Genomic DNA, 9,291 nt, shown 5'->3' on the forward strand with positions numbered 1-9,291 from the left:
TCAAAAGTTAATATGAGAAAAGTTATATTCATGTCTTGCGTTTACGAATCCTATGAAAAAAACATTTTCTAATAAAATCCTCATTATCGGTTATGGCTCAGTTTCACAATGTACCTTACCTCTTTTACTGGACAAACTAGATGTTCCGCTGGAAAATATTACCTTAATTGATTTTGAAGATAAATCAAAAGCCCTGAAAAAGTATACTAATCAGGGATTAAGATTTGTCTGTGAGAAAATTACCCCGAAAAATTTGGATCAGGTTTTGTCACAATATATGGAAAATGAAGGCATGATCATTGACCTCTCATGGAATATCGATGCCAATGACATCATTAAATGGTGCCATGATCACAATGTATTATACGTTAACACCTCGGTTGAAGTATGGGATCCTGCTGAGAAATTTTTGACTCAAAGTCTAATGGAAAAATCGCTTTATTTACGGCAAATGAGATTGCTCGAACTTTCCCGTGATTGGAAAAATGCGCCGACTGCTGTTGTTGATCATGGCGCAAATCCCGGCCTGATAACTCACTTTGTAAAGCAAGGCTTGCTGGATATTGCCGCCCGCACCTGTGCTGATAAGAAAGTCTCTCCCAAGGATGAACAGGAAATTACCCTCCTTGCAAAAAACAGGGATTTTGCCCGCCTGGCTAAGAAATTGGGAGTCAAAGTGATCCATTGCAGTGAGCGGGACACTCAAATTGCCAGCCGACCAAAGGAGGTTAACGAATTTGTAGGAACATGGAGCATTGAAGGATTGAGGGAAGAAGGAACTGCTCCGGTTGAAATAGCCTGGGGAACGCATGAGAGCAAATTGCCTCCCATGGCGCATATACCTCCTTACGGACCGAAAAATGTAATCCTTTTGCCCCAGATGGGCATTAATACATGGGTCAGATCGTGGATACCGGATGAAGAAATTGTAGGTATGGCGATCCGTCATGGTGAATCATACGGCCTTTCAAAATTGTTAACTGTCTGGGAAGATGAAAAGGCGGTCTATCGGCCTACCGTACATTATGCCTATATGCCGTCTCATGATACACTTTCCTCTCTTTGCGAATTGCGAGGCAGGAATTATGAGCTGCAACCCAGGCTCAGGATTATGACAAATGAAATAACATCCGGCGAGGATATAATGGGGGCACTCCTGATGGGCCATTCTTATAATTCCTGGTGGACCGGAAGCTCACTGGGCATTGAAGAGGCCAGGTCCCTTGCTCCCGGTCAGAATGCTACTACTCTTCAGGTAGCTGCAGGCATTGTCGCTGCCATACTCTGGATGCTTGAAAATCCACGAGAAGGTATTAAAACACCTGAGGACCTGCCTCATGATTTTGTTCTGGATATTGCCAGACCGTATCTTGGCAAATTTATTTCAACATCATCGGACTGGACACCACTTAAAAATCGCAAAATATTTTTCAAAGAAAGTCCAGCCGTGGAACACAATCCCGATCCCTGGCAATTCGAAAATTTCCTTTTCGTAAGTTAATCCCAGGAAAAATACCCCTCCAGAGCAGACTTATGTCTGCCGAGGAAGGGGGTTTTCCCTTCTCTTAGTTAAATAAACCACCATATTGGTATTACTGTATTTTCCTGCCTGCTCTCTTGTAGCTCCTGATCTGATTTTCTACAGGATTATTCTATGTGCAGAGGTAATAATTCATCAGGCAAATCTGGTCTGTTTTAGTAGATTTCCTATACTAGGGCGTGCACCACTTAGACCAGATGCTCGCCTACCTTATTGTGATTGGGCAATTCCATTATATTTTAAGATCCTTAAACGTTAAATATAGATTCGGAGAAACGAATTATCATTACTGAAGTGCACTATGCTCGGGCATTTGAGGAAAAAATCCAAGGGAGTTTTAACGGTTCAAAAGTTAATAGTAGAGTGGTGGGCTTATGGTATCAGTGAGTAAGAGATGGATTCTAGATAATATACAGAAGTTGTACTGCTCCAGTGGAATACTTGACCTTGAAGATATCAAAGATTTCGATGAACCAGAAGAGGGGTTTGAAACAAATCTGGATAAAATCGAAAAACTGGAAGTAGAAAAAGGGGAAAGGAGGGAAACATTCCGTATCCTTATTCCTGGCGGGTCTGGATGGGCTGAAGCGTTCCCTTTCACTGCACATCCCGAAGAAACCAGTGAATATTAAATATCGTAAAGGATGTTGAAACCGAACGACTGTGAAAATAGAAAACAAATACCCAAAAACGCATCCGTATTTAGCAATATTTGGTCCATATTTTTGAGATAATACCTTTGAATTTTAGCTGTCTTCGCCTTAATTTTGAGATTTTTCACCTGGAGATAGGTAAAAACAAAGGATTTTTACTAAAATCTATGTAAATAATTTTACTTCTCTTTTTAACCAGCGACCGCCCGATATTTGTTCACTTAGTGAGCATGCGGGCGTGGTGGGAAGTTTTTCAGATAAGTTGATTAAAAAATTGACACCTGGAGACTCTAAGAAAAAGGCAACTAAGTTAAAGTAAGTGTATCATTTTATGCTGTAGAAGCACAGGTCTCATTATGGAATCAAACTCAGCAGGGATAGGTTTAATCCGGTATTGGGCAGTTAAAAAGCAATCTAACGATATCCGGTCAAATGTTAGCTCTTATTCGAATTGCGAGGCCGAGTTCAATTTTAAGATACGTTCAAATTCACGTCTTCGAGATGAATCGGGATTAAAACCCAATTCCGTATATTCAGCCTGTCTTACCGCTTCCCAGTAGTCATTTTTGTCTGCTTTAAATTCGTGATAGCCATGCGTCTGGTCCTCACATATTTCACTTAAAAGCTTGTTTTCCGCAAATGTTCCGAATCCGCGAAGACAGCAATCTTCTCCTTCAAGATTTGTCCCGGCTAATACTTTATCTAATAGCTGCCTGTATTCGTTCCTCTTGTTTATTAACTCAGCTTCTGTACGATTTTTAAGGTCAATTAACTCTATACCTTTTTTGTTTGCCCAGGAAATTATTGCTTTGTTTTCCTCGTCACTATTTGAATTAACAAACTTCAAAAGAGGGTTCAAACCATATTCTGGATCACCATTAAGATACCAGCTAAAATTTATATCCATTATTATTACCCCTTGATTTTTATACCGAACTCCTTACCTCATAGCCAGATTGTATTCCCTGGCATATATATTATTGGTGCTGCAAGGGTAAAAACAATGTTTGAGCCGGAGCCAATATATTGATAGTAAAAATCAATAATTTAAAGTTTGTTCCTCACTTGAAGTCTATTCCTCACTTAAAGTTTATTCCCCACTTAAAGTGTATTCCTCACTTAAAGTCAATTCCAGGTCTCTCACTCCTCTTACTATCTTTTTAAACCCACAACCTCACTATAATCTTGAACTCATTACTCTTTATTTTAAGTCAAGCCAGAAAATATACGGTCAGCTTAAAAGTAGCCAATACCGCAGGTAGCAATACAGCGACAAAGACAGCATATATTAAAGTCTCATAAACGGTCAACTCTCAGAAGTTACGGCTTCAGGAGTTTAATTTTTCATTAGCCAGTTACTGAAAAAGAGATTGAAACTCTGAAATGCTGGTGATCGATGAATCAGGAAACAATCGAAAAGAAGAGTAATATATTCAGCGTTTTACATGAACGCCAAATTAATATTTCCCGGAATAGGCGCCTGCTTTTGAGTATTTATTTTCTGCAGTTTCGGCTGTGTAACGTAATTATGCTATATCTAATCGCAGGTGGTAAAAAAGATATATTATATCAATAAAAAAAGTAAAAAGATGCAGCCCAGACAGATAGGTGATTAAAATCTGCATGGGATTGAGAGTTTATCGTTTCGGAAATAACAGTGTAGTTATATCAAATTGTTTAAACTCTTTATCCCATAGGATTATTGATTACCTTCCTTTGCTTTACCCCTTCTGGCCCAAAAATTACAGATTTCCTGCTCCTGTTTTTTCCATTCTTCTTCAAGAAGTGGTAATTCATCTTCAGTCATTCCCTATACCCCCGAATTCATTAAGTTTTCAATTATTTTGTCCCGTAATTTTTCCGGTTCTTTTATCAGTAAATGAGTTTTAACCCCAGGCAGACGGTTGAACCGATTATATTAACCCGAATCTGCGCTGTTTCTACAATTTCTGGATTGATGGCATACCCATTCACTCTAAATTTGTATAGACCGTATCTAAGACTATTTCTTTCATACATTATAAATATATTGGTCATGTGGATTTTTCTTACCCGGAATTGATTTCATGTCATCAACTATGAAACAACCAGACAAAATACAGGTTCTTTAGTTTTTACATGTACCCCAGCGCTGGCTCTCAGAGATTAACTAATATAAATATGTATGCGGAAGACTATGTAATTAATATCATATTAAATTTTATTATTAATCAACCATTTAAGAGAGCAGCAGGATATTTTATTTTTTTGCCACTTTTAAAAATAACTGTCTAAATAGTAATTTTATTCTTCTCCCGTTCATGTTTTAGTTCTAGAGTTAATAGTAGACCTCACATTAAGAATGTAAAAACTTTTAAAAAACTACGAGAAAGAGTTCAGATCATAACTTTTATCATGTAAAAAATATATACACAGTTTTAGCCAGTGCCCTCAAGACAGAGGAGTTCAAACTGGAAGAACTTTGCTGCATTTTCTCCAATTTTCGGTGGATGAAAAGGTTTCATTTGATTCTTCTATAAACTGTCTGTTTTACCACAAAGGCATATTTCTTCGTTTTAAAGCTATCGTCATTCGATATCAAAATTAGATAATGCAGCAGGCTAAAAAATGTAAGTTTTCAAGTTCAGGATTTATTAATACAGTATATGGGTGAGAGTATGAAAATGCAAATAAAATTAATAATTGTTTTCTCGATCCTGATATTAGTTTACTCCCCGGCTTCAGCCGCAATTCCTTCGGATCTGGATGTATCTGATATCAATAGCCATTCACTTAAGTCGGGGATTTCGTATAATCCCACCTCGTTTACGGCTTCAAAAATATATTCGCCTTCAACAGGAAGTAGCAGAATAGGTCTTGTTTCAGGAAATGTGGCAAAGTACAAAATTAAGGTGAAAGTCGGGACAGGAGAATATGACAATATAATTCTCACTAACTATGTGCAGGAAGAAGATCCCTGGAATACAAGCATAAATGAAAACCTTCTAATTCTCCCCGGACAGGGTCTGACTGAAAAGTTCTATTCTGATATGGCAATATATTATGCCCAGCAGGGATATAGTGCATATATTCTGGATAGGAGAGAGACAAATGTTCCATCAAATGAGACTGATTTCAGTTTTATGGAAGACTGGACGTTTGATGAATATTTGAAAGATACTTATAAGGGTATTGTTGCATCAAGAAATCACACAGCTTTCTTAAATGGCAAGCCTGCAGAAACAATAAATCTTACTGCAATCGGGCACAGCCATGGAGCGTTGCTTATTACAGCTTACGAGGCAAGCAGGTATGATAATCTGGATCGGGGATCTGTTGACAGAGTAGTACCTGTTGATATAATTATCAAATATAATCCTGAAGAACTTGATTTTATACAGGGGCAAGTACAGGAATTTGATGCCATTTCTGAAAATATCAAAAATGGGGTATTTAATGATACTGATATGGCAAATATGATGGGGATAGCCAGTTTAGCTTATGTGGACCCTGAGAGTGAATCTCTTTTTCAACCCGGCCTTACAAATATGCAATTATTCAGGCTCATGGCAAGCAAGACTTACGCATTCAGTGAACATCCCTATACCCCGGATTATCATTACTGGAGTGGAGATTTGAGCAGTCTTTACTATATTGAGGAAAACCGATTACTTGAAGTTACATTGACAGGGGGAGCTGTCCCTCATCCGCCAAAGTATCTGGATCAGTATATGTCCGGCTTGATGGGCAATATAAAAGGTTATGAAATTAGCGCTTCCAGAATTGATTCTCCGTTACTTTACGTCGGGCTCGGAGGCGGCTTTGGGGATTATGGGTCCTGGTGGTATGTAAATGAGGTTGGAAGTAAAAATAACAGGATTACTGCCATAACCTGGAATGATCAGGGTCACGGTAGCATAGCTCTGGACCGCAATGCTCTGGAATTGTGGGCACTTATTGATAACTGGATAAAAAATAATTGATATAAAGAAACGATATTCTGAAAAGAATCCTGAATCGAAAGCAGAGCCAGAGAAAGAGCTTTGACTTTTCGGGTCTAAAGCTCTCTCAAATTTTTAATGGCAAGTCTCTTATTTTTAAGTATCAGGCTGACTAAACAAGTTGTGAAAAGCATTAAATCTATATCGATGCTTTTGTATTTGCAGAGTTCAGGTTTCTCGTAGTAAGCCAGGGTATTTCATACGAACAGCCGAATCAATGCCCTCAATTATATCAAATTTGAAGGTTCCTGTGCTTCCTGTAATCTCCTTTTACTTTCATATGTCCCGAAAATCAAGCTAATCAAAAAATCAGGCGTTTACTCAATTATGGGATTCATGGGATACAGAATACCATATACCGTATAGAATACTCACAATAAAAAGAACTCCTGCAATGATTAGAAAACCATCTAAACCAAAAAGGGCATAGGATGTTCCAAAGATGATATAAAATATTCCGGAGAGAACGATCATAGCCAGCCAGTATGAATAATACTTATTATCCATAACTAGTAATTGAGCGAACATTGATAAATAGTTTATTATGTTTGAGATAAAGAAAACTGCTTGCAACGGAGAACAACATGGATAATCATATGATTGAGCCGCGATTCTTCTTGCCCCTTGCTGCCCGACTATTATCAAAAACTTTAGTCTCAGAATGATTTTGTAAAGCAGAGCATAAGAATCCCTGCATACATCCTGTTTATTTATCGCTGTATTCCCTTAGTTGAGTCGGGAATTAGCAGGAGATCTCTATAAAAGAGTGCCGATTCTATCGTTTCTTTGAACAAGGAAATAAATCGATCATTACAGGATTCCTTTACAGGTTTGCCAGTAGCTTAAGTTAGTTAAGTTAGTGAAATACTGATAGAACGATTTTCATCAAATAACCAGGATTATAATACATATATAAAGACTATAATAGCCCCGGCGAAGGGAGAAAGCAAATAGACATCTTAATTTTCACAATCCGGAACAGCGCAAAGTAAGATTTCTATCCAATCAAAACCAGGTTAAGCCGCAGGTGGCTGAAGATCATGCATACCAGTACACCATCTAAAAAGTCCCCATTCGAGTTTTTTTTACTGGTATTCTTACTCTCAATTCCATTCTGGTTGATCGGCGCTATGGCCGAAAGAGGACTTCCGGTTCCGATGAATCTTCCTGTTAGTGCGCTTTCTTTCGTTTGTCCCATGATCGCGGCTTTGATCCTTACATACAGGGAAAATAAGTCCTATGGAATAAAACAGTTATTTAAGAGTACGCTTGATTATAAAAAAACCAGGCCAAAAATCTGGTATGCGCCTGTTATTTTCCTGCTTCCTGTTATATATTTGCTATCTTACGGGATCATGCACCTGACGGAGCGGCAACTTCCCGAACCCCACATTCCATTTCTGACTATTCCGATCCTATTCGCTGGTTTCTTTATCACGGCTGCATGTGAAGAACTGGGCTGGATGGGATATGCAGCCGATCCGATGCAGAAACGGTGGAATGCATTGATGACAGGCATCATTCTGGGATCATTCTGGGGAATATTGCATATTATACCCGATACTCAAGCTCACCATGATCTGGGGTGGATAGTATGGCAACGTGGTATCTATTCAGTTGCACTTCGTATCCTGATTGTCTGGATTTATAATAATACAGGGAAAAGCATATTTGCAGCTATCCTCTTTCATAATATGGATAATGTCAGCTGGTCTTTATTCCCGAATAATGGTTCACATTATGATCCGGCTATTACCGGATCGTTAACTGTAATCACGGCTGTGCTCGTAACATTCCTATGGGGTTCAAAAACACTGGCACGGTACAGGTACGCCTCTTAAGCCATCACGTTCAACAGTGGGGTGTCAAGAGATATAAGGTACTCAGAAAACTTTAAAGACAAAAATTAATTTTAGAAAAGTTATTTAATAGTCAGCTATTTGAAAAGGAGACAGTTGATCTCACAAATCCATTGCTTCCTGAACCATAATTTCATTCTTGAGAGCATTATTTTACAAATTCGACCGACTACATTGTATGACTATATTATATGTATATTTCTAAAAAAACGGAGTCCTCGTATGCAATACATATTAAAAGACAACGCCCTTATCATTAAAGGAGATTTCGTAGCCGTGAGCACGGGCTTAAACGGCGGCTGCGCACGGGTAAAATCCCTCTTCAACAAACAGGTGCCAAGAACCTTTAATCCCCCTGATCCGAATGAATTCTTAAGAGAAGAAGCCCTGAAACTGGGCATTGAGGAAGCTCATTTCGGCCTCCTTACAGCTGTCAAGATGGAATACCTCCAGATAATAGAAGATGATTATCTGACAGCCTTTATAACCGCTGGTGTGAGCAACGGCTCGGAATTCAGGGCAAAAATAGGAACAATAAATATAATCCTGATCTCAAAGGCAAGATTATCCGAAACTGCTCTCTTCGGAGCGATAATCACAGCCACAGAAGCAAAAGGGCTTGCCCTGCTCGAAAAAGGCTACACTTTCCTTGGCACGAACACCGATGCAGTGATTGTTGCTTATGAAACTTGCTCTGAAACTGACTACGAACCTTTCCCGAAAAATAAGGAAAAGCAAATTCCTTATGCGGGTTCAAGTACGGATTTTGGGAAAAAGATTACTGAAGCTGTGATAAAAGGAGTAAAAGCAGGGCTTGAGTTGAGGGGAGAATAAAATCGAGTGAGAAATTCTAAGTACAGGAAGCTGAAAAAACTAACTAAATTACTCCTATGAAGCAACCTTAAAATACATAAGACCGTTTTTGCAAGCCTTTGGAAAAGAGCAACTATTATTTCGTATGATTTCGGCCTTATTAGAGTTGAGATATATGTGGTTCGGATCAAAGTAAAGCGCCGCAACAGAGACTATGAGATTTAATCAGAACGGACTACCTTTCAGGAAGCAGAGCTAAAGAATAATTTTAATCAACCAAAAGACAAGCAGAAAGGATAACGTTTCATAAATTAAATAAAAGCCGCTTCAAAAGATTAAGTTCAAAGCAATTATATAATAGATCAAAGCCAGTTTTAGAAAATCAGTATCGGAAAAGAAATTAAAAAAACGTTTAGTAATAGATAAGAGTGATAGGTGAGAATGGC

Annotated in this window: 6 protein-coding genes; 5 read left to right on the forward strand and 1 reads right to left on the reverse strand. The window is 38.4% G+C overall.

Features of this window, described 5'->3' with window-relative positions; all coding sequences use genetic code 11:
- The first annotated feature begins 52 nt into the window (after nt 1-52).
- Both EQO05_RS14375 and EQO05_RS14380 read left to right on the forward strand, forming a co-directional pair.
- Entirely contained in the window at nt 53-1,501 is a 1,449-nt protein-coding gene (locus EQO05_RS14375; RefSeq protein ID WP_128507671.1) for a saccharopine dehydrogenase NADP-binding domain-containing protein, read from the forward strand.
- 413 nt (nt 1,502-1,914) lie between these two features.
- Nucleotides 1,915-2,172 (forward strand): hypothetical protein, encoded by a 258-nt coding sequence (locus EQO05_RS14380; RefSeq protein ID WP_128507673.1) that lies wholly within the window; start codon nt 1,915-1,917, stop codon nt 2,170-2,172.
- 463 nt (nt 2,173-2,635) lie between these two features.
- On the opposite strand, the gene EQO05_RS14385 is transcribed toward EQO05_RS14380, so the two are convergent.
- Nucleotides 2,636-3,100 (reverse strand): hypothetical protein, encoded by a 465-nt coding sequence (locus EQO05_RS14385; RefSeq protein WP_128507675.1) that lies wholly within the window; start codon nt 3,098-3,100, stop codon nt 2,636-2,638.
- Between the two features lie 1,750 nt (nt 3,101-4,850).
- Here EQO05_RS14385 and EQO05_RS14390 point away from each other — a divergent pair.
- From EQO05_RS14390 to cbiZ, 3 genes are all read left to right on the forward strand, one after another.
- Complete coding sequence (locus tag EQO05_RS14390; RefSeq protein ID WP_240664756.1) at nt 4,851-6,155, forward strand: alpha/beta hydrolase; 1,305 nt, start codon at nt 4,851-4,853, stop codon at nt 6,153-6,155.
- Between the two features lie 1,058 nt (nt 6,156-7,213).
- Nucleotides 7,214-8,014: a CPBP family intramembrane glutamic endopeptidase gene (locus tag EQO05_RS14395; RefSeq protein WP_128507679.1), complete on the forward strand. Its 801-nt coding sequence runs from the start codon at nt 7,214-7,216 to the stop codon at nt 8,012-8,014.
- A 240-nt stretch (nt 8,015-8,254) separates the two neighbouring features.
- Complete coding sequence (gene cbiZ, locus EQO05_RS14400; RefSeq protein ID WP_128507681.1) at nt 8,255-8,866, forward strand: adenosylcobinamide amidohydrolase; 612 nt, start codon at nt 8,255-8,257, stop codon at nt 8,864-8,866.
- Nucleotides 8,867-9,291 lie beyond the last annotated feature (425 nt).

It is taken from the genome of Methanosarcina sp. MSH10X1 (assembly GCF_004099695.1).
Classification (GTDB): domain Archaea; phylum Halobacteriota; class Methanosarcinia; order Methanosarcinales; family Methanosarcinaceae; genus Methanosarcina.

Bases quoted from the DNA above. Each gene is read 5' to 3' on its own strand.
- cbiZ (WP_128507681.1), top strand. From the start codon at position 8,255: ATGCAATACATATTAAAAGACAACGCCCTTATCATTAAAGGAGATTTC.
- EQO05_RS14375 (WP_128507671.1), top strand. From the start codon at position 53: ATGAAAAAAACATTTTCTAATAAAATCCTCATTATCGGTTATGGCTCA.
- EQO05_RS14390 (WP_240664756.1), top strand. From the start codon at position 4,851: ATGAAAATGCAAATAAAATTAATAATTGTTTTCTCGATCCTGATATTA.
- EQO05_RS14385 (WP_128507675.1), bottom strand. From the start codon at position 3,100: ATGGATATAAATTTTAGCTGGTATCTTAATGGTGATCCAGAATATGGT.
- EQO05_RS14395 (WP_128507679.1), top strand. From the start codon at position 7,214: ATGCATACCAGTACACCATCTAAAAAGTCCCCATTCGAGTTTTTTTTA.
- EQO05_RS14380 (WP_128507673.1), top strand. From the start codon at position 1,915: ATGGTATCAGTGAGTAAGAGATGGATTCTAGATAATATACAGAAGTTG.